This window comes from Thalassotalea piscium (assembly GCF_030295935.1).
GTDB classification, from domain to species: domain Bacteria; phylum Pseudomonadota; class Gammaproteobacteria; order Enterobacterales; family Alteromonadaceae; genus Thalassotalea_B; species Thalassotalea_B piscium.
Map to the genome: position 1 here is coordinate 3665838 of NZ_AP027362.1, position 24572 is coordinate 3690409.

General features: G+C 37.3%; 24 protein-coding genes. 8 read left to right on the forward strand and 16 right to left on the reverse strand.

What is annotated here, in order from left to right; genetic code table 11:
- From QUD79_RS16350 to QUD79_RS16360, 3 genes are read right to left on the reverse strand one after another with little or no spacing between them, the layout of a single operon-like run.
- Positions 1-1008, reverse strand: coding sequence for a COX15/CtaA family protein (locus QUD79_RS16350; RefSeq protein WP_184423648.1), 1008 nt, complete (start codon positions 1006-1008; stop codon positions 1-3).
- A gap of 1 nt (position 1009) precedes the next feature.
- Positions 1010-1570 (reverse strand): redox-active disulfide-containing membrane protein, encoded by a 561-nt coding sequence (locus QUD79_RS16355; protein WP_184423647.1) that lies wholly within the window; start codon positions 1568-1570, stop codon positions 1010-1012.
- A 1-nt stretch (position 1571) separates the two neighbouring features.
- Positions 1572-2327 carry an SURF1 family protein gene (locus QUD79_RS16360; protein WP_184423646.1) on the reverse strand — a complete coding sequence of 252 codons (756 nt, stop codon included), beginning with the start codon at positions 2325-2327 and terminating at the stop codon, positions 1572-1574.
- A gap of 42 nt (positions 2328-2369) precedes the next feature.
- Here QUD79_RS16360 and QUD79_RS16365 point away from each other — a divergent pair, with 42 nt between their 5' ends.
- The gene (locus QUD79_RS16365) at positions 2370-2579 is read left to right on the forward strand and encodes a DUF2909 domain-containing protein (RefSeq protein WP_184423645.1); all 210 of its coding nucleotides are present in this window, start codon (positions 2370-2372) and stop codon (positions 2577-2579) included.
- 55 nt (positions 2580-2634) lie between these two features.
- On the opposite strand, the gene QUD79_RS16370 is transcribed toward QUD79_RS16365, so the two are convergent.
- The 5 genes from QUD79_RS16370 to lexA form a co-directional block, all read right to left on the reverse strand.
- Positions 2635-3519 carry a cytochrome c oxidase subunit 3 gene (locus tag QUD79_RS16370; protein WP_184423644.1) on the reverse strand — a complete coding sequence of 295 codons (885 nt, stop codon included), beginning with the start codon at positions 3517-3519 and terminating at the stop codon, positions 2635-2637.
- 29 nt (positions 3520-3548) lie between these two features.
- Complete coding sequence (locus tag QUD79_RS16375; protein ID WP_184423643.1) at positions 3549-4121, reverse strand: cytochrome c oxidase assembly protein; 573 nt, start codon at positions 4119-4121, stop codon at positions 3549-3551.
- Positions 4122-4133: 12 nt separating this feature from the next.
- Positions 4134-5723: a cytochrome c oxidase subunit I gene (gene ctaD, locus QUD79_RS16380; RefSeq protein WP_184423642.1), complete on the reverse strand. Its 1590-nt coding sequence runs from the start codon at positions 5721-5723 to the stop codon at positions 4134-4136.
- A gap of 11 nt (positions 5724-5734) precedes the next feature.
- The gene (gene coxB, locus QUD79_RS16385) at positions 5735-7237 is read right to left on the reverse strand and encodes a cytochrome c oxidase subunit II (RefSeq protein ID WP_184423731.1); all 1503 of its coding nucleotides are present in this window, start codon (positions 7235-7237) and stop codon (positions 5735-5737) included.
- 557 nt (positions 7238-7794) lie between these two features.
- Entirely contained in the window at positions 7795-8418 is a 624-nt protein-coding gene (gene lexA, locus QUD79_RS16390; protein ID WP_184423641.1) for a transcriptional repressor LexA, read from the reverse strand.
- 320 nt (positions 8419-8738) lie between these two features.
- On the opposite strand from lexA, the gene QUD79_RS16395 reads away from it, so the two are divergent.
- From QUD79_RS16395 to QUD79_RS16415, 5 genes are all read left to right on the forward strand, one after another.
- The gene (locus tag QUD79_RS16395) at positions 8739-8873 is read left to right on the forward strand and encodes a hypothetical protein (protein WP_281401817.1); all 135 of its coding nucleotides are present in this window, start codon (positions 8739-8741) and stop codon (positions 8871-8873) included.
- 14 nt (positions 8874-8887) lie between these two features.
- Positions 8888-9160, forward strand: coding sequence for a hypothetical protein (locus QUD79_RS16400; protein ID WP_184423640.1), 273 nt, complete (start codon positions 8888-8890; stop codon positions 9158-9160).
- Between the two features lie 227 nt (positions 9161-9387).
- Positions 9388-9945: a PEP-CTERM sorting domain-containing protein gene (locus QUD79_RS16405; RefSeq protein ID WP_184423639.1), complete on the forward strand. Its 558-nt coding sequence runs from the start codon at positions 9388-9390 to the stop codon at positions 9943-9945.
- Positions 9946-10473: 528 nt separating this feature from the next.
- Complete coding sequence (rarD, locus tag QUD79_RS16410; protein ID WP_184423638.1) at positions 10474-11382, forward strand: EamA family transporter RarD; 909 nt, start codon at positions 10474-10476, stop codon at positions 11380-11382.
- 315 nt (positions 11383-11697) lie between these two features.
- The gene (locus QUD79_RS16415) at positions 11698-12276 is read left to right on the forward strand and encodes a paraquat-inducible protein A (RefSeq protein ID WP_184423637.1); all 579 of its coding nucleotides are present in this window, start codon (positions 11698-11700) and stop codon (positions 12274-12276) included.
- 84 nt (positions 12277-12360) lie between these two features.
- Here the strand turns inward: QUD79_RS16415 and QUD79_RS16420 are convergent, their stop codons facing one another.
- The gene (locus QUD79_RS16420) at positions 12361-14571 is read right to left on the reverse strand and encodes a M4 family metallopeptidase (RefSeq protein ID WP_184423636.1); all 2211 of its coding nucleotides are present in this window, start codon (positions 14569-14571) and stop codon (positions 12361-12363) included.
- A gap of 214 nt (positions 14572-14785) precedes the next feature.
- Positions 14786-15262, reverse strand: a complete 477-nt coding sequence (locus QUD79_RS16425; RefSeq protein ID WP_184423635.1) for an NYN domain-containing protein — start codon at positions 15260-15262, stop codon at positions 14786-14788.
- Between the two features lie 780 nt (positions 15263-16042).
- Here QUD79_RS16425 and plsB point away from each other — a divergent pair.
- Positions 16043-18484, forward strand: a complete 2442-nt coding sequence (gene plsB / locus QUD79_RS16430; protein WP_184423634.1) for a glycerol-3-phosphate 1-O-acyltransferase PlsB — start codon at positions 16043-16045, stop codon at positions 18482-18484.
- A gap of 84 nt (positions 18485-18568) precedes the next feature.
- Here plsB and ubiA read toward each other — a convergent pair whose 3' ends face one another.
- Together ubiA and QUD79_RS16440 are read right to left on the reverse strand one after the other, a co-directional pair.
- Positions 18569-19444, reverse strand: a complete 876-nt coding sequence (gene ubiA / locus QUD79_RS16435; protein ID WP_184423633.1) for a 4-hydroxybenzoate octaprenyltransferase — start codon at positions 19442-19444, stop codon at positions 18569-18571.
- A complete protein-coding gene (locus QUD79_RS16440; protein ID WP_184423632.1) occupies positions 19444-20019 on the reverse strand; it encodes a chorismate--pyruvate lyase family protein in 576 nt (191 codons plus the stop codon). The genes ubiA and QUD79_RS16440 overlap by 1 nt, the downstream gene beginning before the upstream one ends.
- Before the next feature lie 423 nt (positions 20020-20442).
- On the opposite strand from QUD79_RS16440, the gene QUD79_RS16445 reads away from it, so the two are divergent.
- On the forward strand, positions 20443-20832 hold the full coding sequence (locus QUD79_RS16445) for a flagellar basal body-associated FliL family protein (RefSeq protein WP_184423631.1): 390 nt from the start codon (positions 20443-20445) through the stop codon (positions 20830-20832).
- A gap of 84 nt (positions 20833-20916) precedes the next feature.
- Here the strand turns inward: QUD79_RS16445 and glpG are convergent, their stop codons facing one another.
- Genes glpG through QUD79_RS16465 form a run of 4 tightly spaced genes read right to left on the reverse strand, consistent with a single transcriptional unit; the run spans position 20917 to position 24337 of the window.
- A complete protein-coding gene (gene glpG, locus QUD79_RS16450) occupies positions 20917-21768 on the reverse strand; it encodes a rhomboid family intramembrane serine protease GlpG (protein ID WP_184423630.1) in 852 nt (283 codons plus the stop codon).
- Complete coding sequence (gene glpE, locus QUD79_RS16455) at positions 21768-22094, reverse strand: thiosulfate sulfurtransferase GlpE (protein WP_184423629.1); 327 nt, start codon at positions 22092-22094, stop codon at positions 21768-21770. The genes glpG and glpE overlap by 1 nt, the downstream gene beginning before the upstream one ends.
- Positions 22094-23122: an L-threonine 3-dehydrogenase gene (tdh, locus tag QUD79_RS16460; RefSeq protein ID WP_184423628.1), complete on the reverse strand. Its 1029-nt coding sequence runs from the start codon at positions 23120-23122 to the stop codon at positions 22094-22096. Before tdh ends, glpE begins: the two co-directional genes overlap by 1 nt.
- Before the next feature lie 9 nt (positions 23123-23131).
- On the reverse strand, positions 23132-24337 hold the full coding sequence (locus tag QUD79_RS16465) for a glycine C-acetyltransferase (RefSeq protein WP_184423627.1): 1206 nt from the start codon (positions 24335-24337) through the stop codon (positions 23132-23134).
- Between the last annotated feature and the right edge of the window lie 235 nt (positions 24338-24572).

The window sequence follows — 24572 nt, forward strand, 5'->3', positions numbered from 1 at the left end:
CTATGTTTTTCGTGCCAAGCTATACGTTAATGCGATTAACATTAACATTAAACCTGCTGCCACAATGTTATGACTGACTGCAACGGTTAAAGGCAGTGAGAAAATAATGTTACTGATGCCCAAACCAACTTGAGCCCCTAAAAATGCTAATACGGCTAACGCCATGCTTTTGAAGAAAAATGTTGAGGCTTTAAAAAATATACTTAAGGTAAGCCACAACAAATAAAGCGTTGTAATAATTGCACCAATGCGATGTACCACATGAATAGTAACGCGCTCATCGTGCTCAAAATGACCGAATTCATAGCTGTTTCGCTGCGGTGGAATAGGGTCGAACGACTCTTCAAAATTTAATTCTGCGATCCAATCACCTTGGCAAATAGGTAACTCAACACACACTAACGCTGCGTAATTAGATGATGTCCACCCACCTAATGCAATTTGCACTGTTAAAATAATAATGCCTATTATGCCGTAACGGGCGAAGCCACGAAGTCGAATATCACCTCCTGGTACACGAAACGGATCTAACCTTAAATACAATAAAAACAGCAAACACAATGTAGTAAAGCCACCGAGTAAATGCCCCATTACAACAATTGGCATTAACATTAGGGTTACTGTCCACATGCCTAGTGCTGCCTGAAAAATAACAACCAATAAAATAAGCAGCGGCAATAATACAGGCACGCCTTCTTTTCTCTTTTTAATTGAAAGCAAAGCGATCGCAAGAATAAATAGCCCTAGTGCACCTGCAAAATAGCGATGTATCATTTCATTCCAAGCTTTTTCGGGCTCTACTGGACGATCAGGAAACGCGCTTTCTGCTTTTTGAATTTGTGCTTCGGTTGTGGGTACATCTAATTGCCCATAACAGCCTGGCCAATCAGGACAGCCTAATCCAGCATGTGTTAAACGGGTATAAGCACCAAGACTTACAACGACTATGGCCAATAAAATACTGACTAAAACTAACACTCTAAGGCTTTTTTTATTATCACCGTTCATATTAGCCAATCCTTGAATATTTCAATAACTTCTTCATGTCTGACACTATAGCATTGCCTAACAAAGCCACTTTGTCTTTATCGGTAGGTAGTTGGTAAGACAAAACAACATTATTGAGAGGGTCAACAATCAAAAGTTGCTGATGCGCTAACTGCTCGTTGGTTGCCTCTGGTAAAAGAACTGACTGCCATTTGCTGTGATGCATAGCTTCAAGTGTTTTATCTGTTGCTTTAGTTTTGGTTAGTACAACTGGCGTTACTCTAGGTATGTCTTGTCCAAGAAGTACAAAGGCATTATTAATAACTAAGAGCGTACTTTGACAAAGTTCGTCACATTGGTTGGGTAAGTTAACGAGCATTAACCACTGTTTATCAAATTGATCTGATGTTAGACCTAGATCTTGTAAAGTCAGTTCATTTGATACTAACTCACCTTGATTGGTGACACCATAATCAAACCATTTATCAACCAGTGCCAATTTTGCCAAAATAATTGGTAAAACAAACACTCCTACTACTAGCAATAAATACTGTCGAGACTTTGTTAATTTAAAATCAGACATATCACACCTTTTTATTATTATTATCTTGTCGAGCCCAGTAAATGCTCGAATATACCATTAATATTAACCAAGCTATGGCTAAACTAAACCACTGAAAAGCGTAGGCTCGATGTTTCTCGGGCGGCATAACAATAGCTTGCCAGTTCTTCTCAAAACCAATTAATTCAGTTTTATCCAAGTAAATGACAAAGGGCAATAATTTTTTGCCAATTAGGGTTGAAAACTTTCCTAGCTCAATCTGTTGAACCCTAAGTGGCCAATTAACTTTGGTATAGTCTTGCGCTGTTAATACAATGGTATTATCTACTATACGAATATTACCCTTGATTGTGTATTGACCATTCAATGCTTTTATTTGTGGCATTTCATTGCGGTTACGTGAACCTTTAACCCATCCTAAATTAACTAAAGCATTTACCCCCTCAAATGAAAAAGCCTGTAAAACGCGATAACCTAGTTGCCCTTGATTAGTTTGGTTGTCTAGCAAAAATACGTGCTTTGGGTCGAACTCTCCTGACAATTGTAATGGTAAATCATTAATATTGTTTAATTGACCCATTACCTTTGCTAGTGCTTGGTAGTTCAACGCGGGTTGCGATTGATATTGCGCAATACTTATTAAACGCTGCTCTTTTTCAGTCGCTCTATCACTTTGCCAAAATCCAAGCTTGATTAATCCGCCAAATACAAGCAAAGTAAAAGTAACCATAAGCCAGTTTAGTTGGCTAATATAACTACGTAGATCAGTTAACTTCATATATTACCGAATAACATAATAACTATAACAAGAGGGGGTTATATGATTATTAAAATCATTATTATAGGCTTACTTGCCTTTATGATTTATAACTTGTTTAGAGCCTTATTCTTAATGAATAAAAACGACCCTAATCAACCGAGCATGTCAAAATTTATTGGCCGCAGAGTTATGACGTCAGTCGTTATTGTCATATTGCTACTCGTTGGCATTTTAACTGGCGTAATAACCCCTAACCCTCGACCTTTTTAACAACGCGCTAATTAACTTAATAGCGCGTTACCATTGCGTTATTCGTTGTTTACATCTACAAGATATAAACAAAAACAAATAATAGTACCCAAACAACATCAACAAAGTGCCAGTACCAACTTGCCGCTTGAAACGCAAAGTGGTTTTTAGGCGTAAAATGACCTTTAAATACTCGAATAAGCATTACAAACAACATGATAGTACCAAGTGTTACATGCAAGCCATGAAAGCCGGTTAACATATAAAAGGTATTACCATAAATACCACTAGTTAGATAAAGCTTCATTTCGTCTGCATAGCCATGTGCATATTCCAATCCTTGGCAATACAAAAATACAACACCAAGTGCAACGGTAAGACCTAGCCACATTTTTAACTGACCACGGTTATCTTTCTCTAGCGCTACATGGGCTAAATGAGCGGTAACTGATGATGTTAATAATAAAATAGTATTAATTAATGGTAATCCATACCATCCCATACCTGTAGTTTCGGTTCCACCTGGGGTTAATATTAACGGCCATGTTGCACTAAACTCTGGCCATAATACTTGGCCTGTCATCGCATTATTGCCAGCACCATCTAACCAAGGTACCGAAAATACCCTCGCATAAAGTAATGCCCCAAAAAATGCGGCAAAGAACATCACCTCTGAAAATATAAACCAACTCATTCCCTGACGGAATGAACTGCTCATTTGGGCACTATATTTTCCAGACATTGATTCATTAATAACATTATTAAACCAACCAAATAACATATAGATAATTAATGCAATGCCAGCAATTAGTACATAACCGCCAAACCCTGACTGGTCATTCTTTATATCAGTAACATAATTTGCTGCACCAATAGCAACTAAAAACAGTGCAACCGCCCCGACAATAGGCCAATGACTTTGAGCGGGTACATAATAAGCTTCGTATTCTTTTGTTGTCATAACTTTCCCCTGTTTTTAAGCGAAAACCTTTATGTTTCAACCTTTCCCGTAATATCGTATAGCGTGTATGACAAGGTAATTGTCGACACATCTTCAGGTAATTCAGTATCTACGTAAAACTGTAATGCCATTTCGATATCTTCATGGGCTTTTAATGGTTGTTGGTTAAAACAAAAACACTCAATTTTTTGAAAATAAACAGCCGCCTGACCAGGAGAAACTGAAGGTACAGCTTGACCTATAATGTCATTCAACGATTCATTCTTTGCATAAAACTTAACAAGCTTCATTTCACCAGGATGAACTTTTATCTCGTTTATCATCGGTTCAAACGTCCAAGGAATTCCTTTAGCTGTTCGACTGATAAACTGCACAGTAACAACACGGCTCTTATCAATACCACTTTCATTAATATTTGCCGCAGTTGTTGCTGTTTTTCCATTTAAACCTGTAATGTCACAAAACACGTCGTATAAGGGTACTAGAGCAAAGCCAAAGCCAAACATCGCGAAAACAACAAGCACCAATTTTTTAACGGTTTTTGTTTTAGCTTTGGCTTGCTGATTTTTATCAACAGTATTTTGGTTCTGCTCAGTACTCATTTTTATTACCTATTAGTCAACTTTAGGTGGTGTTTCAAATGTGTGGTAAGGCGCTGGACTTGGTACTGTCCATTCTAACCCTTCCGCACCATCCCACGGTTTAGCAGGGGCTTTTTCGCCGCCACGAATACACTTTATAACTACAGCTAAGAAAATTAACTGAGATAGTCCAAATGCAAAACCGCCAATACTCACCCATTTATTAAAGTCTGCAAACTGTAAGGCATAATCAGGTATACGACGCGGCATCCCCGCTAAACCTAAGAAATGCATTGGGAAAAACAGTATATTTACTGAAATTAATGAACACCAGAAATGTGTTTTGCCTAAGCCTTCGCTATACATGTTTCCAGTCCATTTAGGCAGCCAATAATATGCACCAGCATAAATCGAAAACAATGAGCCTGTTACTAACACATAGTGAAAATGTGCCACAACAAAGTAGGTGTCATGATACTGAAAATCGACCGGTGTTAACGCTAGCATCAAGCCAGAGAAACCACCAATAGTAAATAAAATTACAAAGGCGATAGAAAACAGCATTGGCACTTCAAAAGTCATTGAACCGCGCCACATAGTTGCAGCCCAGTTAAATACTTTAACACCAGTAGGAATAGCGATTAACATCGTACAATACATAAAGAAAAGCTCACCAAAAAGCGGCATTCCCGTTGTAAACATATGATGCGCCCAAACAAGAAATGACAACAAACCAATTGAGGCGGTTGCGTATACCATTGAGCTATAACCGAATAACTTTTTACGCGAAAATGCTGGAATAATAGTAGATACGATACCAAAAGCAGGCAAAATCATAATATAAACTTCAGGGTGACCAAAGAACCAAAATATATGTTGGAACATTACAGGATCGCCACCACCAGCGGCATCAAAGAAGCTTGTACCAAAGTAAGTATCTGTTAATACCATAGTTACCGCGCCTGCCAGCACTGGCATAACAGCAATTAATAAGTAAGCCGTTATAAAGAATGTCCAAACAAACAATGGCATTTTCATATATGTCATACCAGGAGCACGCATATTCATAATGGTTACTACAATATTAATCGCACCCATTATTGATGAAATACCCATTATATGAACAGCAAATACAAAGAATGCGGTACTACCATTTGAATAAGTAGTTGATAGCGGTGCATAAAATGTCCAACCAAAATTTGGCGCGCCCGATTCAAGAAAGAAAGTAGAAAGCAAAATTGAAAATGCAAAAGGCAAAATCCAAAAGCTCCAGTTATTCATTCTAGGAAGTGCCATATCTGGCGCACCAATCATCATTGGTATCATCCAGTTAGCAAAGCCTGTAAAGGCAGGCATTATCGCGCCAAATACCATGATCAAGCCATGAACTGTTGTCAGCTGATTGAAAAAGTCTGGTTCAACCAATTGCAACCCCGGTTGAAATAGCTCAGCACGAATAACCATTGCTAACGCACCACCAACCAATAACATGATGAATGAGAACCAAAGGTATAAGGTACCAATATCTTTATGGTTAGTGGTATATAACCAACGTTTAATACCCGTCATTTTATGATCATGATGATCGTGCTCATGCGAGTCGTGAATAGCTTCTGTAGTCATTATTCTTCCTCCTACTTAGCACTTGCAGCATCAATGTCTGCGGGTTGTACAACATCACCGGTATTATTACCCCAAGCATTACGCTCAAAAGTAATTACTGCAGCAATATCAGTTTTAGATAATGACCCTTTAAAAGCAGCCATCGCTGGGTTTTTCTTACTTCCATTGTAAACCATATCAATATGAGCACTTACATCACCCATTATAATTGGGCTACCAATTAAGCTTGGAAAGGCTGGCGGTAATCCAGCTCCGGTGGGTTGATGACATGCCGCGCATGATGTGTTGTATACTCGTTCACCCATGGCAACCAACTCATTTAATGTATATTCTTTTGTTAAATCTTCACTTGGCTTATCTGCAGCTAAGGCTTCCAAGTCGTTAGCAACTTCCTCAACTGTGTCAGTAACTTTGGCTGAATTATCACTGCCTGATAATGCCTTAACATCAGCCGCTTGTATTAAATCACCGGTATCATTACCCCAAGCATTACGCTCATAAGTAACCACTGCAGCAATTTCTTTCAAACTAAGTAACTTTCCATAACCTTGCATACCGGTACCTGAACGGCCATGAACAACAATATCTATATGATCTTCAATGCTACCCGATGTTGTAAATTCACTACCTTTAAGTGCAGGAAAAGCAGGAGGTAAACCCATACCTGTTGGTTGATGACAAGCAGCACAATGAGCAATATAGGTTTGCTCACCAATTTGCATTAATTCATCTTTACTCAATGACGCATTTAGTGAAGCTGCTTCAGCTGCTTTAGCATCAGCTTTCAACTGGTGTTGCTCTTCTAACCAAACAGCAAAGTCTTCTTCAGATTTTGCTTCAACCACTATGGGCATAAAACCATGATCTTTACCACAAAGCTCAGCACACTGGCCGCGATAAATACCGGGTTCATTTACTATTGCCCATGCTTCATTAATAAAGCCGGGGTTAGCATCTTGTTTAACCGCAAAGTCTGGCACCCACCACGCATGTATTACATCGTCTGACGTGACTAAGAAGCGCACTTTTTTATTGATAGGGATCACTAGATGTTTATCTACCTCAAGTAGATAATGCTCACCTTTAGCTTCAACTTCGCCGCTTTGGTTTTCGTATTGCGCTCTAGGTGTTGATAAAATGGAATAGAATTCAATGTCTTGGTCAAAATACTTATAATGCCATTTCCATTGAGAACCCGTTACCTGAATAGTGAGATCCGAGTCATCATTGTTTTCCATTGAAATAAGTGTTTTTGTTGCAGGAACTGCCATAGCAATAAGGATTATTATGGGAATAACGGTCCAAAGAACTTCGACCTTTGTGCTTTCATGGAACGTTGCTGGCTTAAAGCCTTTAGATTTACGGTGAAATATCATTGACCAAATCATCAGGCCGAAGACTATTACACCAATAACCGTACAAATATAAAGAGCAAGCATATGTAAGTCATAAACTTCTTTACTTATATCTGTAACACCCTCTGTTAGATTTAGTTTTTTTTCTGCCCAAGCCATACTAGGGGTTAACACGCCCAGTAACAGCCAACCTAGGTTACGTCTTTTCACTCGACATCTCCTCACCTCTCCAGGTTAAAAACCGTGCTACACAGTAATACTCAGATCTAATGCATTAGTTTCTATTATTTATTGTAGTTATTGTTTGACGAATTTTTAATCACCTTAAAATTCGCCTTATTATTATTTTTGGTTATTTTCTACTCTAGAATTACTTAAAAGTTGATCTACGTCAAATCAAAAATCTACAAAGATTTTATAAAAAGGTCTTTTACAACAATAGAGTACTAACTCTAAAACAACAAAACCCTTGTTATGCATGGCCTGCATTAATTGTTCGAGTTTTAAACAATCAAATAAAATTATTTTTTATAACAACAAAGTGACACTGTGTATATTTTGTACAAAAAACACTCTGGTTAATCAAATTTGTTTAATATAAAAGATAAAATGTAGATGTTTGGCTTTTTGGTGGGAATATCATATAAAAAGCAGGCTTTTATTAAGTTTAGTTATATAAAAGCCTGTTAAATCAGTAAGGTTTGTATGTTCTGATGTTACATCCAGTCGGCTGAGCGAATGACACCTACAGCAACACCTTCAACATTAAAGTGCTGCGTAGTTAAATCAACTTTAATTGGCGAAAAATCTGCATTTTCAGCATGTAAGTAAACAATATTACCTTCACGCTTAAAACGCTTAACCGTTACATCACTCTCAACTCGAGCAACAATTACTTGGCCATTATGTACATCTGTTGTTTGATGAACGGCAAGTAAGTCACCATCGAAAATGCCTATATCTTTCATACTCTCGCCGCTAACCCTTAATAAATAATCAGCACTAGGATGAAATAAATTACCATCTATTTTGTAGTGTTCTTCAACATGCTCTTGAGCAAGAATAGGCTCGCCTGCAGCTACTCGTCCAATTAATGGCAAACCAGCATCTTCATTAAACTCTTCGGCTAATCGAATACCACGAGACGTACCTGGTAACATCTCTATATAGCCTTTTTTAGCAAGCGCTTTTAAATGTTCTTCTGCTGCATTAGCTGATTTAAAACCAAAGAAATTAGCAATTTCAGCACGCGTTGGCGGCATACCAGTGTCTGATATTTTTTCTTTAATCAAGTCAAAAATCTGTTGTTGTCTTGATGTTAAAGGGCGTAGCTCGGTCATAACAGTTTCCTGTATTTCTGCACAGTAATACTGTTATTGTATACAGACTGTTAATAAACACAAGTGCTCTTTTAACACTCATTAAATTTGTCAGTATTCTTTACACTTATTATTTCTGCTTCTCAGTAGAATAAATAGGCTATTGAATGTATTGATGTTTACCTATTGGTATAGAAATAGCTTAGTAAGACGCTGTAACTTGCCCTCGTATTAGGTTGCCCATTATACCAATCTCACTAATTATATGATGATTTCTACTGGCTAAAACAGTCAACTACTGCGTTATTTATTTTATAATTATCGCTACATGGATGTAGCTTATGTGGACAATGCAGCAGCATTATTGTCCTGAACAACTAGTTATGAAAATAAAGGCCTTGTATTTGACTATTTTCACTGCGTATAAAATAGATCACTTAACTAATGAAACTGGTATTACACAGTTTAAAATATAACTTTGGAGCACAATATGATAATTGCAAAATTATTTAGACCACTTTTAACCCTTCTAGTCCTTAGCTTATCGCTTAGCGCTACAGCGACCATTATTGATTTTGAAACATTTAAAATTCGTAATGCAAATGGCACAATATCAGCCCCCTACGATAGTGATTTAATGATCACTGAAAATGCCGCTGGTGACGGCTTTCATGCCATAACTCCAAGGGGCGGACAAAAAGTAGGTTATGGAACAAATGCTTTTAACGGCTTTCAAATTAACTCTTTTACTAGGGCGTGTTGAACTTTCGAGTACAAATTTTGTACGAATTAAACATGATTTAATTGAGGCGTAGCAAATAAAGTGTAGTATTCTACATAAATGAGCTAGAACGAAAAGTAAATCATGTTTAAACGTATCCGTAGGACAGCGCCTCTTTGGTTTTTCTACGGCGTTTTCACTTATTTATGGGGAACAACCCCATTACATAAGTTCAGCCTTGTATAAACACCAAATACATCGCTGCAAAAATGTACAGCAAAGATCAACACCCTAGTACTAATTGGACAACTGATCCCAATGCTGTAGGTAATCATCCTTATTTAAATATGTGGGTTACAGATGGTTCAAACTATGCGGTAATTTCTTCAGAAAATGCGTATATGGGCACTAACTTTCAAACACGACTAGAATGGAAAATTTTTGAGTTTGGCCCAAGTAGTAATTTTGATTGGTTATTTGATTCTGGAACAGGCGGTAGAGTGAATCAATATCTCCAAAAAGATGGCGCAAATGTATCTCTTGCTGATTTTTCAAATAATATTACGCTATTTAATGGTCCAATCGGCCCTACGGCAGGTGTTGGCACAGGTGCACCACGTGGTAATTTTGGTTTTAATGTTATTTTTGGAGATACTGCCGCTAACTTTACAAACTCTGCAGGCTATTTTATTGAAAACCTTACTGTAACAGTCGGCCAAAGTACTTATGAAGCCGGTAATGTCTCTACCGTACCTGAACCTTCTACACTTGCTATTTTCGCTTTAGGTGTTCTAGGCTTAAGTTTACGACGTAAAATACAACCGTAATGCAATATTATAAAAGGGGTTACCTTTTAGGGATCCCTTTTAATTTCTTAATAAAGTAATTGCTTTGTCTTTACTTGTATTTGCCCTCTTTCTTCTGGCCATAAATTCAATCAGCAAAATAGTGAAACGGTAGTAATAAATTAACTTGAGTTCGGGATAATGAATGTGTGCAAAAAAAAGAAAAAGCAATGTTTTCAATGTATTAAATTATTTCTTCACAAGCTCTATATGCATTTTTACTACGAATGCTATAAGTTTTGTGCGAATCAAGGCTGATTTGTGTACCTAATAGCTGGCTATTAGTAGCAAATTAACGGTTTTTTAGTTCCAAACAAAAACCAAGGACCTACGCCCATGCAGGCAACGAAGATACGCGTAAAAATCGTAGCTTTGGTGAACTTAGCTTATCCCGAATTCAGGTTAAATTACTAATAGCTAATCGTAAATTACCGTCTTTTCATTGACACCTGTATCACTCTCAAGCATTGTTGCCCACATTCTATGTACGGTAAAGTTTAGAGAGTAACCATGCCATCAACTATCACAGCTAAACAAGAATTACAGGGCTATGTAATGATGATAGGCTCGATAGTTATTTTTTCATTCCTTCCTTATTATTTACAATTTTTATCACCGATAGATGGTAATTCTTTATTTGCTTATCGAGTATTAACACAGCTAGGTTTTGGTTTACTACTATTAGCTTTTATTCAACAGCTATCTGATTTAAAGCCTATATTCACACAACCAAAAGTATTATTAACAACGTGTTTAACTTCATGCTTGGTGGCATTACAGTGGTGGGTATTTTTTTGGGCACCGGTGAATGGTGAAACTATCAATATTGCTATGGGATATTTTTTGTTGCCGATTACAATTAGCTTAACGGGGCGGTTTTATTTAAAGGAAAAAATGAGTCCTCTATTATGGCTCGCCATGGTTGCCGCCATATTAGGTGTTTGTGTTGAGCTATATACAAGACATTCTTTCTCGTGGGTTACACTACTTATCTGTTTAGGCTATCCACCATATTTTATTTTGCGCAGAAAATATAAAGTTGCAACAACAACAAATTTTGTTGCTGAAAATATCTTACTAATGCCCATAGCTTTATTGCTCTTATATGTTGCAAACCAGCAGCAACTACCTTTACTACCCACAATTAACTGGGGAGTTTTATTGATATTAGGCTCAGGCTTATTAAGCACTACTGCAATGCTCTTTTTTGTTTCTGCATCAACCCGATTGAATTTTTCAGTTTTTGGCATGCTAAATTATGGTGAGCCTATTTTAATGATGCTAGTAGCAGTATTTTTATTAAATGAGTCGATAAATCAAGAACAATTATGGAGCTATAGTTGCTTTGGAATTGCGGTACTCTTAGTTATTAGTAATAGCTTATTACGCTTAATAACCAGTAAAAAAAGGACTTTTTAATATAACTTAACCTGAACTCGGGATAATTAATAGCTCTCTAGCAGCTATTTTTCCTTACTTCTGTGTTAAATTTATAAACAATAGAATAATTATTCTTAATGAATTTGCCTTGAATTAAGAAAAACTATCAAGCTAGTGAGTTGCTACAACCACAAGTCTAGTAATTTCAGACCATTAACTTATCTCTTAACCCGAGCTAAACTTAACTATAATTTTCATTGGTTGATAAAGTTAAGGTGTAGTTGTTTTGTGTTTATTACTTTATAAAAGCAATATACCATACACTTTTATCAAGCTTTTTTAAGGTTCACTTTCTTGACTAAACATATCGGCTTTATTTTAAATATTTTCGCTATCGCGTTATTTATACCAGGTATTTTGTTACCTATGTTTTCTTTAGATATGACACTGAGTGCGGGCATTGGTACGTCTTTACTTAACACAGATATTGTTAATAAAGAGTTATCGTTAATTGGAACGATTGAGGAGCTTTGGCTTGATCAGCGTGTATTAGTAGCAATTTTAATTTTTGCATTTTCAATTTGTATTCCAATATTAAAAAGTTTTTTGCTCCTTATTGCATACTTCAAAAAACATACTTTACTAGAAAAACGCCTCGTTAACTTTGTTGGTGCTATTGGTAAGTGGTCGATGGCAGATGTGTTTGTTGTAGCTATTTTTTTAGCGGTTTTATCAACCAACCACGCAGAAACCACTTCAGCGCATCAACTCAATATTTTTGGTTTCAATATTAATTTACAAATGAGTAGCGAGACCCTTTCTGCGGTAGGGCAAGGCTTTTACTACTTTGCCGCTTATTGTTTGGTTTCGTTATTAGCGTGTCAGGTTGTTCAATGGAGCTTGACAGCAAAACCAAGTGAATTGACGACCTAATAGGCTCAATTTGTTTACCTAAAAAATAAGGGCAATAAATATTGCCCTTATAGATTTAGATGTTAACGTTTACCACTTAATAGATTAAGGGTTAGCTTCTAAACTAAGCGTTACACCTGAAGCTGAGTTATATCCATAAATATCTAAATACCAAGTACCAGATGAAGGATTTTGGAAGGTACAGCTTTCATTGTTACCATTTCTATATGGGCGACAGTCATAAGTAGAGCTAGTTGATTGTGAGCCAAAGTTCACATATAAATCAACGTCGCCTGTGCCACCAGAGGTAGCTATTGTCATGCTGCTATAGCCTGCTGGCATTACATAAGTGTAGCGCGCCCAGTTTCCTGCCGACACTGAAATGTTAGATGCAGAAACACTGATTGGGTCTAAATTACCGCCTGAGCCACTATCAAAGCTACCCGTTAAGCTAACACCACTAATTTGGTTCCATGCTTGAACCATTACATGGTAAGTACCCGCTTGTATGTTAGAAATAGAACAGGTTTCATTACTACTAGATGTTCTACTTGAGCAATCATATGAGCCTGTAGTTGGTGCACTACCAAATTTAACAAACAAATCTGCATCGCCAGAACCACCAGTGGTATTGAACACTAAATTAGTTGCTCCTGCTGGAACGTCTAACGTGAAAAATGTTTCAACTTTAGCTGCAGCTGAAATACCAGTTACGGCTACCCCATTTTCAAGTTCTTGCCCTGTAACAGGACCAGGTGTTGTGTCTGGACACTCGCCTACACCAACTGCACACCAAGCAGTTTCAACTGCTGTTTTTTCTGCTGAGCCATATAAGTCTTGGGCAGCTTGGGCAGTTGCACTTCTTGCACCAAAAAAGTTAGTGCTTTGGTTCATGTAAGTAGTTAATGCACGGTAAAAAATTTGCTCGGCTTTTAAAAGGCCAATCGCAGGTACTTGAGCATTAGACTTATTACGAGGATGCTTACCACCGTCACTTAACAATACAAAGGCTAAGTTGGCAATACCTGAGTTACCATGAACACCACCTTGGTCATTTGAACCATTTGGGTTGCTAGTAAATGGAATGCGATCTGGATACCAATCGCGTGAGTAGTTATCTTGAGTAGGATTATGCATGTAACGCATAGCATCGCCACTTGTGTATGGTGTATAGCTTTCTTCAGCTAAATACCAATCACCTTGTGTAGTGCCGTCGCGATAGGCTTTTGAAGCAACACCTAAGATATCAGACCATGCTTCGTTCAATGCACCTGATGCATTGTTATAAATTAAGCCCGCAGTATATTGTGTTACACCGTGCGTTAGCTCGTGGCCAATAACATCAAAGCTCAGTGTTAAATCACTTAACATTTGACCGTCGCCATCACCGTACATCATTTGGCTTCCTGTCCAGTATGCATTAGCAACATTGTTACCTAAATGCACACTAGAAACCATTGTTAAACCGTTGTTGTTAATGCTGTCTCGGTTAAAACGATCTAAGTAGTAATCGTAAACAATAGCGGCACCGTCGTGTGCGCGTTGAGCTGATGAGTCGCCACAGTATTGGTTGTTGGTACAACGTAAAACACCTGGTGCATAATTTTGTGTTCTATTTTGTAAATCATAAGTTTTCCAAGATTTAGCACTGTGCACCTGTGCATGACGTGTTGCGAATGCTAAAGAGTTAGCATCATAAAATAAAATGTCACGACCAAAATCATCACCGCCATTATTCCATTCTACTTCAACTTTCCAAGCTAATATTGTTTCTTCTTTTACAGGGAGGTAAACATAAACTTTTGTTGGCTCAGAGATAACATTACCGAACCCGGCAGCAAGTTGTTTCACTCGCTTTGCGTCACCCGTTGCTGAACTGGCAATTAGTTTTCTTTTTGACTCTGATTTTGCAGAAGCCACTGTGCCGGTAATGGCATAAACATCGTTCTTCTCTACCGAACTTTTTAAGCCACCAAGTTTAACAGAAGAGTGTACTGTTAAGCTGGTGCCATAAACGGGTAGTCCATTAATTGTTTGATTTAAACGTAAATGTTGTTTACCTAGTTTATCAATCCACTGTTCTTTTACACTGAATGCTTCATTGCCATTTAATGCATACTGACTATTTGCTTTTAACAAACCCAAAACAGAAGCAGATGTTGGTGCTGCGTTAATTTTACCTAGGTCACCCTTAATAAAGCTTGGAGTGCCATTTTCTGTTGCTACTTCAATCTTTACATCACTAGCATAAGCCGCATTAATTGATAATGCGCCTAATGAAGCTGCAACAATATACTTAATATAGTTATTTCTCATATGTACCCTTATTTTTATTCTCGTTATAGATTTTTTGTCAAAATACATCTCTGTATTAGGGAGATAAACAATAATACGAAACTTTGATATTTAACAAAAATTAAACAAATATTTAATAAAAATAAATCAACAAAATCGTTAACAATTTGTTACACTTTGCCGTAGGTTATTGTTTTATATGAATTGAAATGTAAAAAAAAGGATTGTTAGCTTTTTACAGTAAAAGCTGATGATCTATCTCTATAAATTCATCGACAGCGTTCATTAATGCAAGGGCCGTTAACTGTTTAACACCATAAACTTGAGTGTTAACAGCATACTTATCGCGTACTTTTTTCATGAGTAAATCAAAGTCTCCATCACCAGAAAGTAAGATAACTTTGTCTACCATTGGTGCTGACTCTAAAATGTCGATAGTAATACCTACATCCCAATCTCCTTTTGCGGAGCCATCACAGCGTTGAATAAAAGGCTTAAGCTTTACATCAAAACCTATATGGCCCAACACTTTTTGAAATTTATGCTGTTGGTCATCATTAGAGCGCTCTATGGCATAAGCATTAGCAATAACAATGTCTCCTTGCTTGCTTATTTTTTGCCAAAACTGCCGATAATTAAATTGTTTTGAAAAGGTATCTCGCGTGGTGTAGTAAATATTTTGAACGTCAACAAAAATTGCAATTTTAGTCATTGAATAGGCCATTTTAAAACGGATACTAATTGGCTTAAAGAAGCGTTTGTCTTCTTATACCTGTTTCATTAATTAAGTGATCTATTTTATACGCAGTGAAAACAGTCAAATACAAGGCTTTTAATTCATAACTAGTTGTTCAGGGCAATTAAAAAATAAATAACGCAGTAGTTGACTGTTTTAGCCAGTAGAAATGATCACATAGTTAGTGAGATTGCTATTATTGGCATTAGTATCATTAAAGTAGGCTCAAGATAGCATGTTTTATCGAATGTTTAGCGTAAAAGTGGGTAAGTAACCTGAATTCTGGATAAGCTATGCACGTCAATGTTACGATTTTTGCGCGTATCTACGTTGCCTGCATGGACGTAGGTACTTGGTTTTTGTCTGGAACTAAAAAACCGTTAATTTGCTACTTATAGCTCGCTATTAGTTACGCATACTTGCCTTGATTCACTCAACACTTATAACATTGAAATATAACTACATAAGCAATACGATTAATTTATAACAAGTGAATGAAAAATATAGCTTTTTCGATGTTGCTCGTACATCCGTTATCTAGAACTCAGGTTAAGTAAAAAGCCATTATTGAGATAATTAAACGAGCTACTTGGTATTATTATCAGCTCAGAGTAAAATACCTTCATTGGGGCAGTTATAATCACTTATTTTGAGCTGTTAATAACTCAATAACAAAAGCAAGCCCGGTCCGCTATCCGCTTAATGATCATATACTTAATAGATCATTAAAATAATAAATAACAACGAGCAAATTAAATGTCACTGTTGAGAACCCTTTTTTATTTATTGTTAACTTTTCCCGTTCGTTTGTTAGTTAAATGTCGAATTGTTAAAGAAGATCATTTAGACACTGCTTCACATTCAACTAAAAAACCTATTTTCTATATCGTAAGAAATCAGTCTGCTAGTGACTTATTAGCACTTCAAAAAACTTGCAAAATATTAGCGCTGCCTGACCCACTTGCACAAGTTAACATTAATGGGCGCTATTTTAATCGAACACTTTGTTTAGAAAAACCAACACCGTTGTTTAAATGGCGTAAACCTGATCATACCCATGCAATAGCCGAAGGTACTGAAATACTAAAGCAACATCAATTAGACCCAGAAATTAACGCGCAATTAGTACCTGTGAATATTGTTTGGGGTCGAAAGCCTAATAAAGAAAAACGTAACGCCAACGTTGGTACCATATTGGCAGATCAAGAATCTCCTTCTTGGCTACGAAAATTTTTTATTGTGCTATTTTTAGGTCGCAATACCATGGTGCGCTTTAGTGAAGGTGTTTCATTTCGTTACATGGCTGATAAGTTTGGTGTAAGTAAAAGAACGTCTAAAAAATTGCTTCGTGTCGCTCGCTTCCATTTTTATCGTCAAACAATTGCAGCTACAGGCCCTAGATTAATGCACCGTCAACAAATGTTCAAAACATTATTGGCAAACCCTTCCATTAAAAAGCTACTTGAAGATGAGTCAAACGGGGATAAAAAAGAATACCTTAAGGTTAAGAAAGAAGCGCTTTCAATAATGAATGAAATCGCCGGCGATTATCGAGAATCAATGATACGCGTAGGTGAACGTGTACTTCATTGGCTTTGGCACCGAATATACAATGGCATTGAAGTTAGTAACGCCAACACGCTAAGAAACTTAGCTGATGAAGGCCATGAAATTATTTATGTACCTTGCCATAGAAGTCATATGGATTATTTACTATTAACTTACATTATTTATCAGCAAGGTTTAGTAACCCCAAGAATAGCTGCTGGCATAAACTTAAATTTTTGGCCTGCTGGGCCTATTTTTAGAAAAGCAGGTGCATTTTTTATTCGTCGTAGTTTTCGAGGCAACCGCTTATATTCCACAATATTTCGTGAATACTTGGGTTTATTGTTTGAAAAGGGTTATTCAGTTAAGTTTTATTCTGAAGGTGGCCGTAGTCGTACAGGTAAATTACTCGCACCAAAAACAGGCATGTTAGCAATGAGCATACAAAGTTTATTGCGCGGTATTGATCGCCCACTTACCTTAGTACCAGTATATTTAGGTTACGAGCATGTTATGGAAGTGGGTACTTACCATAAAGAGTTAAGCGGAAGTAAAAAGAAAAATGAGTCTATTTTTGGCGTGTTTAAAGCGATTAAAAACTTACGCAACTATGGTAAAGGTTATGTAAACTTTGGTGAACCAATTAATATTAACCAATACCTTACACAACATGTGCCTGATTGGAAAAATGATATTGACCCTATTGATCCACAAAAACCAAGCTGGCTAACACCCAAAGTAAATTTACTTGCCGACCAAGTGATGATTGCCATTAATAAGTGCGCCGCGCTCAATGGTGTATCTTTAATCGCGTTAATTCTGCATGCTACAAAAAATAAAGCGATGGCGCGTAGTGAGCTAGAAAATCAATTAGATTTCTTTTTAGCGATTCAAAAGTTAGCGCCTTATAGTGACCAACTTACGTTTCCTTCATGCTCAGGTAAATCATTGTTAGACGATGTTATCGCGTTAGATAAAGTGGAAGTTAATCAAGATAGTTTTGGTGATATTATTTCACTTTCCGAGTCGGCAACGTTGGAAATGAGGTATTACCGTAACAATATTTTGCATACTTTTATGCTGCCTGCATTGGTTTGTCGAATACTCGAACATAACTCAAAAATTAATACTGAAACACTCAACCGAGAAGTGAGTCGTTTTATTAGCGTGCTCAGAACAGATTTATTTTTATGGCAAAACGAAGAAGTAATAAGTCAACAAGTTGATCAAATGCTATTAGCACTGCAAGAACTAAACATTATTAAGGGCTCTAAAGCCGGGTTTTGGTCAATTATTAACAACAGCAATAATAAAGCTAACATTGCTTTATTAAGTGAATGTGCTAATGAGTCGCTGCAAAGAATTCTTATTATTTGCTCGTTAGTTAAGCGGCTTGCGCCGGTTAGCAAGTCAGAGTTAGAAGAAAAAGTGGTTTCTATTGCCAAGCGCTTATCTGTGTTAAATAACATTAACGCCCCAGAGTTTGTTGATAAAAAGGCACAAGCGTTATTAATTCAAACAATGAGAAATACAAAGTTTATTGCGGTAGATGATAATGGCAAACTGATCGCAAACAGCACTTTAGATGTATTGAAAAATTCAACTGCAAATTTAATTGATATTAGTGTTTTACAAAGTATCGCTCGATAGAGCGGTACTGTTTTATACCAGTTTCATTAACGACATTAGAACAATTAAAATTTACGCCAATATAGTGAGTTATATTGGCATTATCTATAAGTGTTCAACCCATATCCCAAGAAATATAACCAAGCCAACCCAGTGGTTGTTTAAAAAAGCACGGAAGCAAGCATCTCTTTCTCTATTAACAATCAGCATTTGTTGATAGCAGAAAAAACCGGCAGCAATAACTAAGCTCAATTGAAATGGCCAGCCATAGGCCATAATTTCACCTAACGTTAACAGTAATGCTAATGTTAGTAATTGCAAAAAGCCAACAATACGCTTGTCATGTTTACCAAACAATATTGCTGTAGACTTTACGCCAATGTTAACATCATCGTCGCGATCAACCATGGCATAAAGGGTGTCGTAAGCCACAGTCCACAGTAAATTCGCAAAAAACAATAGCCATGCTTGCGTGGGTATTTGTCCTTGTGTTTCAGCAAATGCCATTATCATTCCCCAACTAAAGGCCGCACCTAATACCACTTGTGGTAGATGTGTATAGCGTTTCATAAATGGGTAACTTGCCGCGAGTAACAGGGCAACTAAAGATAAATAAATGGTGTACCAAGAAAGTGTCATAACCAGTGCAAATGCACTACCAATAAGAAACCCAAAAAGACTTAATGCTTGCTGCTCTGTCATTAGCCCTGTAACTAATGGTCTTGCTTCTGTTCGTTTTACTTTACCGTCAACATGTCTGTCAGCGTAATCATTAATTACACAGCCAGCACTTCGCATAATCCATACACCTAGTGAAAAAACCACAAGTAAATGTAGGCTCGGAAAACCATCTGCAGCCATCCATAACGCCCAAAAAGTAGGCCAAAGTAATAGGTAGGTGCCTATTGGCTTATCGATGCGGGTAATTTGTTTAATCGCCTGCCACTTTATACCAAAGAAAGTATGATGAGATAATGACATTATTGATTGCTCTCTTGGCTATAAGCATAAGCACCTGGTAGAAAAACCTCGGCAACCATTAACGGCTTTTCTCCTAACATAAATACCGATCTACGCCCCCATAGCTGCTTCAGTTCAGGCAACACGTAGGTAGATGCAAATTTAAATACAGTACTGTTGTCGCTAAAACTTGCTATTTCAATGTCTTTACGAAATAAATTTGGTGAATTAAATAACACTTGTCCTAAAGATTGCTCACCTAGCTCTGCTAGCTGGCGTTCATTACCCGTTAACGAACGTAACGGAATTAAACTTCTCGCAAAAACTTGTGGGTTATCATCACAAAAAAGCAATACTTCACGCACTAGTACTTCTTCACCTGAATAAATGTCTTGATTGGCTTCTTTAGGGTGGCAAGGCTCAACCTTCTGGCCCAACAGTTGTACTCGAAATTGTTGACAATGACTTTTAAGCCTTGCGGTAAGTGAATTGGCATCAAGTAACCAATTTAAAAGGCTTGGTTCTAACTCAACACCTTCAGCTTTATGCCACTGTGCTTGTAAGTTAACCGGAAAAAGTGAATGGTGATGCTGCATAATATTAAGGGTAATTAAGCTCTATTGATCTTTCAGTTTATTGTCTTGTTGCACTTAAAAAACGGGTACTCAAGGTACTTAATGAAACCTGTCGCTTCGACCTACACGTTATTAGCAACAATACGTAACGTTTCTTTTAAGACTAACCAAGAGGCTATTTCTCAACCTAACATCGTTAAAAAAGTTAACGTATAATTTTCGTTTCGTTATCTTCACACTAGCCGATAGCAAATACTAAAATTAAAACGCAACAAACCTTAGCGCTAAATAACGGGCAATATCATATCAGCTTTTATTTGTATGTGCTGAACTTTCATAATTATCTGTTGTACCATACAAACAAAGTTTATCTGATTAGTTTCGCATTATTTCAATTTCAGGTTATGATAAATGCATCTGTTTAATTGCTTTGTAAGTGAGTCAATGAAAAAGCTTTCTTTACTGTTACCTTCATTATTAATGCTACTTTTTACCAATAAGGCATTCACAGCTGATTATGCTTATTTTGGCTTCGAACCGGAAATAATTACCAATTATGTCGCCGTTAAGAAAAAAATGGGTTATGTCAGGCTTACGGTAGAACTAATGATTGAAGAGTCTTCAAACTATGAAGTTGTTGAGCATCACGCTCCATTATTAAGAGATGCCATTATTAATATAATTGGCCAGCAACCAGAAGCTAAAATAAAGTCAATTAATGGTCGATTTGAAATTCAGAAATTATGTGAAGAGAAGGTAAAAAGTATTCTGCAAAAAGAAACTGGCAAGCCTTTAATTAAAAAACTATTATTTACCCAATGGTTAGATAACTGATCGTCATTAATTTCATATAGCGTTTTGCTACATAGTGGATTAAAAAGCGAATTCAATTTATTCACTTGAATTCGCTAAATGTGCTTAATGTACTCTCACTTTAAAACGCCACAACGCCAAAAAGCAACCGCTGACCAATCCTAATAAATGTGCTGTATTAGCCATGTTCACTGGCATAAAGTCGGTATAACCAAGTAATAACCAAATGAGTAAAAAGCCAACAATAGGTTTTGATAAAGACAAACCTTTTTCAGGCGCAAGCCATCCAGCCCACCAAGCATAGCCAACCAGCGCATAAACAACCCCTGATAAGCCGCCAAAATTAGGGCCTGATATTAAATACTGGCCAAAATTAGAAATAATAGCGGATACAATAAATAATTGAATTAACTCCCCTTTACCAAATATTTTTTCAACACTGCCACCAATTTGCCACCACCACATGGTGTTAAAAACAATATGTAACCAAGAAAAGTGAAATAATGCCGGACCAATGAGTCGCCATGGTTCTGTTAGCACGAGTTCTATACTATTTACTGAATAAAAGCGTAACCACTGAAATAATGTTGTATGCCAACCCAACAAGCTTAAAATAAACACCATCCAACAAGTCGCAAAAACAACCAAAGTCACTATTCCAGCGTGCTGTAAAAACTGTTTAACAAAGCTATTAGCCAAATCGCCACCTTGAATGTCTGCAATTTGAGCATTATCCCAAGCTGCTTGTTGGTACTTCGGATGATAAGGTTGCTCAATAAACTCTTCAAACAGGTTTTTTGCTGTTGATAAATGTTGGACATCAACAAGTACAATAAACTTGCTATTTTGGCTAGTTACTTCGGCTGAAATTGCTTGACTCTTTAAATAATTAGCAAAAAGTAAAGCGACATTATGTTGCGATACTTCCACAAGCGGTTGTAGTGATATTGACTCCATTATTGGCCTGTTTTATCGGGAAATAACATCGCCCATTGTGTAAAACCGCCGTCAAGCGAATACACATCAGTAAAATCTTGGCTTATTAAAAACTGTGCTGCTTGTTGACTAGATATACCATGGTAACAACAAATAACCGTTGGCGCGTCAAAGTCAGCATCACGTAAAAAGTCGGGCAATGTGTCATTTGTTAAGTGTATTGCACCTGGTATATGGCTATGCTGAAATGAAGCTTGATCACGAATATCAAGCACCACATAGCTATCATTTACAAGTTTTTGCGCTAATTCATCACATTGCATATGTTTAAAAGTGTCGCTAGTCATTAACTTTCCCAATCTAAAATAACTTTGCCTGATTGACCTGAGCGCATAATATCAAACCCTTGTTGAAATTCATCAACTGGAAATCGGTGAGTTATCATTGGTGTAATATCTAACCCCGATTGAATTAAACTCGCCATTTTATACCAAGTTTCAAACATTTCGCGGCCATAAATACCTTTAATAGTAAGGCCTTTAAATATAACTTGGCTCCAGTCAATTGCCATGTCGTTACCAGGAATGCCAAGCATCGCAATTTTACCGCCGTTATTCATATTTTTAAGCATATCTGTAAATGCTACTGGAATACCCGACATTTCCAAGCCAACATCAAACCCTTCGGTCATACCAAGCTCGGTAATAACGTCTGAAAGCTTTTCTTTACTCACATTTACTGCTCGTGTTGCCCCCATCTTGGTCGCTAAATCAAGTCGATACTCATTAATGTCAGTAATAACCACATGGCGCGCACCTACATGTTTAGCAACCGCTGCGGCCATGATGCCAATAGGTCCAGCACCTGTTATTAAAACGTCTTCGCCTACTAAATCAAATGATAAAGCGGTATGCACAGCATTGCCAAAAGGGTCAAAAATGGCAGCTAAGTCGTCTGAAATGCCTTCGGGTAATTTAAAGGCATTGTAAGCGGGGATCACTAGGTATTCAGCAAAAGCGCCCGTTCTATCAACACCAACACCCACAGTATTTCGACATAAATGTGTACGTCCACCTCGACAATTACGACAATGTCCACAGGTTATGTGGCCTTCACCAGACACACGATCACCAATAGCAAAGCCTTTAACTTCTTGGCCTATTTCAACTACGACACCTGAATATTCATGACCCACTACCATAGGTACAGGTATCGTTTTTTGAGACCATTCATCCCAGTTATAAATATGAATATCGGTACCACAAATAGCTGTTTTCTTTATTTTTATTAATAAATCGTTGTGGCCCATTTCTGGCTTGGCCGAGTCTGTCATCCAGATCCCCGGCTCTGCTTTTAATTTTGCTAAAGATTTCATTTTTTCCCCTTAGATAACAGCCATTTCTTTACCAATACGTACAAAAGCACCAATAGCTTTATCTAATTGCGCTTTACTGTGCGCTGCTGATATTTGAGTACGAATACGTGCTTGCCCTTTGGGTACAACAGGGAAAGAAAAGCCAATAACATAAATACCTTCTTGCAATAAGCGGTCAGCCATTTCGCTGGCTACTTTCGCATCTCCAAGCATTACAGGTATGATTGCATGATCAGCGCCTGCACAGGTAAAACCAGCCGCTTCCATTTCTGTTCTAAAATAGTTTGCATTGTCTTTTAATGTTTGACGTAATTCATCGCCATCAGCAAGTAATTCCAATACCTTAATAGAAGCATTGACTATTGCTGGTGCAAGCGAGTTTGAGAATAAGTAAGGGCGTGAGCGTTGACGCAACCAATTAATGACTTCTTTTTTACCTGAAGTATAGCCACCAGACGCACCACCCATTGCCTTGCCTAGCGTGCCCGTAATTATATCGACACGGTCCATTACCTGACAGTACTCATGACTGCCTCGTCCTTTATCGCCAACAAAGCCTACTGCATGTGAGTCGTCAACCATAACAAGCGCGCCATATTTATCAGCTAAATCACACACGGCTGACAAATTAGCGATAACACCGTCCATAGAAAAAACGCCATCGGTAGCAATCAGTTTAAACTTTGCTCCGGCATCGTTTGCTTCTTGTAAACGAGCTTCCAGCTCTGCCATATCATTATTAGCGTAGCGGAAACGTTTAGCTTTACATAAACGAACACCATCTATTATTGACGCGTGATTAAGCGCATCACTAATAATGGCATCTTCTGGGCCTAATAATGTTTCAAAAAGGCCGGTATTGGCATCAAAGCAAGACGAATATAAAATGGTGTCTTCCATACCTAAAAACTCACTTAGCTTTTGCTCAAGTGTTTTGTGTATATCTTGTGTTCCGCAAATAAAACGTACTGAAGCCATGCCAAAGCCATGGTCATCTAAGCCTTTTTTCGCTGCTGCTATCAAAGTAGGGTGGTTAGCTAGACCTAAATAATTGTTCGCACAAAAGTTAACAACTTGCTCACCTGTAGTCACTTCAATTTGTGTCTGTTGAGCCGTAGTAATGATACGCTCAGCTTTGTATAACCCTTCTTTTTTTAACTGTTCGTGTTCGTTATTTAAATGGGTATAAAAATCAGTTTTGCTATTCGATGACATAAGATCCTCAATAGTTAAATAAGTTAACTTTCATGTGTAAATTGGCGTGTCAAAAATTGACGTTATTGTACGCCAATATTTATGCTAACGCAGCGAGAAAAACAGATATTTTAGGAGCTGTTGATCTTTGCCGGTTTTTTTTCATCAGTTTATTAGCTTTTTATGCAAGACAGGGGCTTTGTATCTTAACCGCCCTAATTGAATAGCCGAGATCAGCTCTGCTACATTCCAAGTT

Coding starts and splice junctions, on each gene's coding strand:
- QUD79_RS16350 (WP_184423648.1), bottom strand. CDS start 1,008: ATGAACGGTGATAATAAAAAAAGCCTTAGAGTGTTAGTTTTAGTCAGT.
- QUD79_RS16355 (WP_184423647.1), bottom strand. CDS start 1,570: ATGTCTGATTTTAAATTAACAAAGTCTCGACAGTATTTATTGCTAGTA.
- QUD79_RS16360 (WP_184423646.1), bottom strand. CDS start 2,327: ATGAAGTTAACTGATCTACGTAGTTATATTAGCCAACTAAACTGGCTT.
- QUD79_RS16365 (WP_184423645.1), top strand. CDS start 2,370: ATGATTATTAAAATCATTATTATAGGCTTACTTGCCTTTATGATTTAT.
- QUD79_RS16370 (WP_184423644.1), bottom strand. CDS start 3,519: ATGACAACAAAAGAATACGAAGCTTATTATGTACCCGCTCAAAGTCAT.
- QUD79_RS16375 (WP_184423643.1), bottom strand. CDS start 4,121: ATGAGTACTGAGCAGAACCAAAATACTGTTGATAAAAATCAGCAAGCC.
- ctaD (WP_184423642.1), bottom strand. CDS start 5,723: ATGACTACAGAAGCTATTCACGACTCGCATGAGCACGATCATCATGAT.
- coxB (WP_184423731.1), bottom strand. CDS start 7,237: ATGGCTTGGGCAGAAAAAAAACTAAATCTAACAGAGGGTGTTACAGAT.
- lexA (WP_184423641.1), bottom strand. CDS start 8,418: ATGACCGAGCTACGCCCTTTAACATCAAGACAACAACAGATTTTTGAC.
- QUD79_RS16395 (WP_281401817.1), top strand. CDS start 8,739: ATGTGGACAATGCAGCAGCATTATTGTCCTGAACAACTAGTTATGAAA.
- QUD79_RS16400 (WP_184423640.1), top strand. CDS start 8,888: ATGATAATTGCAAAATTATTTAGACCACTTTTAACCCTTCTAGTCCTT.
- QUD79_RS16405 (WP_184423639.1), top strand. CDS start 9,388: ATGTACAGCAAAGATCAACACCCTAGTACTAATTGGACAACTGATCCC.
- rarD (WP_184423638.1), top strand. CDS start 10,474: ATGCCATCAACTATCACAGCTAAACAAGAATTACAGGGCTATGTAATG.
- QUD79_RS16420 (WP_184423636.1), bottom strand. CDS start 14,571: ATGAGAAATAACTATATTAAGTATATTGTTGCAGCTTCATTAGGCGCA.
- QUD79_RS16425 (WP_184423635.1), bottom strand. CDS start 15,262: ATGACTAAAATTGCAATTTTTGTTGACGTTCAAAATATTTACTACACC.
- plsB (WP_184423634.1), top strand. CDS start 16,043: ATGTCACTGTTGAGAACCCTTTTTTATTTATTGTTAACTTTTCCCGTT.
- ubiA (WP_184423633.1), bottom strand. CDS start 19,444: ATGTCATTATCTCATCATACTTTCTTTGGTATAAAGTGGCAGGCGATT.
- QUD79_RS16440 (WP_184423632.1), bottom strand. CDS start 20,019: ATGCAGCATCACCATTCACTTTTTCCGGTTAACTTACAAGCACAGTGG.
- QUD79_RS16445 (WP_184423631.1), top strand. CDS start 20,443: ATGAAAAAGCTTTCTTTACTGTTACCTTCATTATTAATGCTACTTTTT.
- glpG (WP_184423630.1), bottom strand. CDS start 21,768: ATGGAGTCAATATCACTACAACCGCTTGTGGAAGTATCGCAACATAAT.
- glpE (WP_184423629.1), bottom strand. CDS start 22,094: ATGACTAGCGACACTTTTAAACATATGCAATGTGATGAATTAGCGCAA.
- tdh (WP_184423628.1), bottom strand. CDS start 23,122: ATGAAATCTTTAGCAAAATTAAAAGCAGAGCCGGGGATCTGGATGACA.
- QUD79_RS16465 (WP_184423627.1), bottom strand. CDS start 24,337: ATGTCATCGAATAGCAAAACTGATTTTTATACCCATTTAAATAACGAA.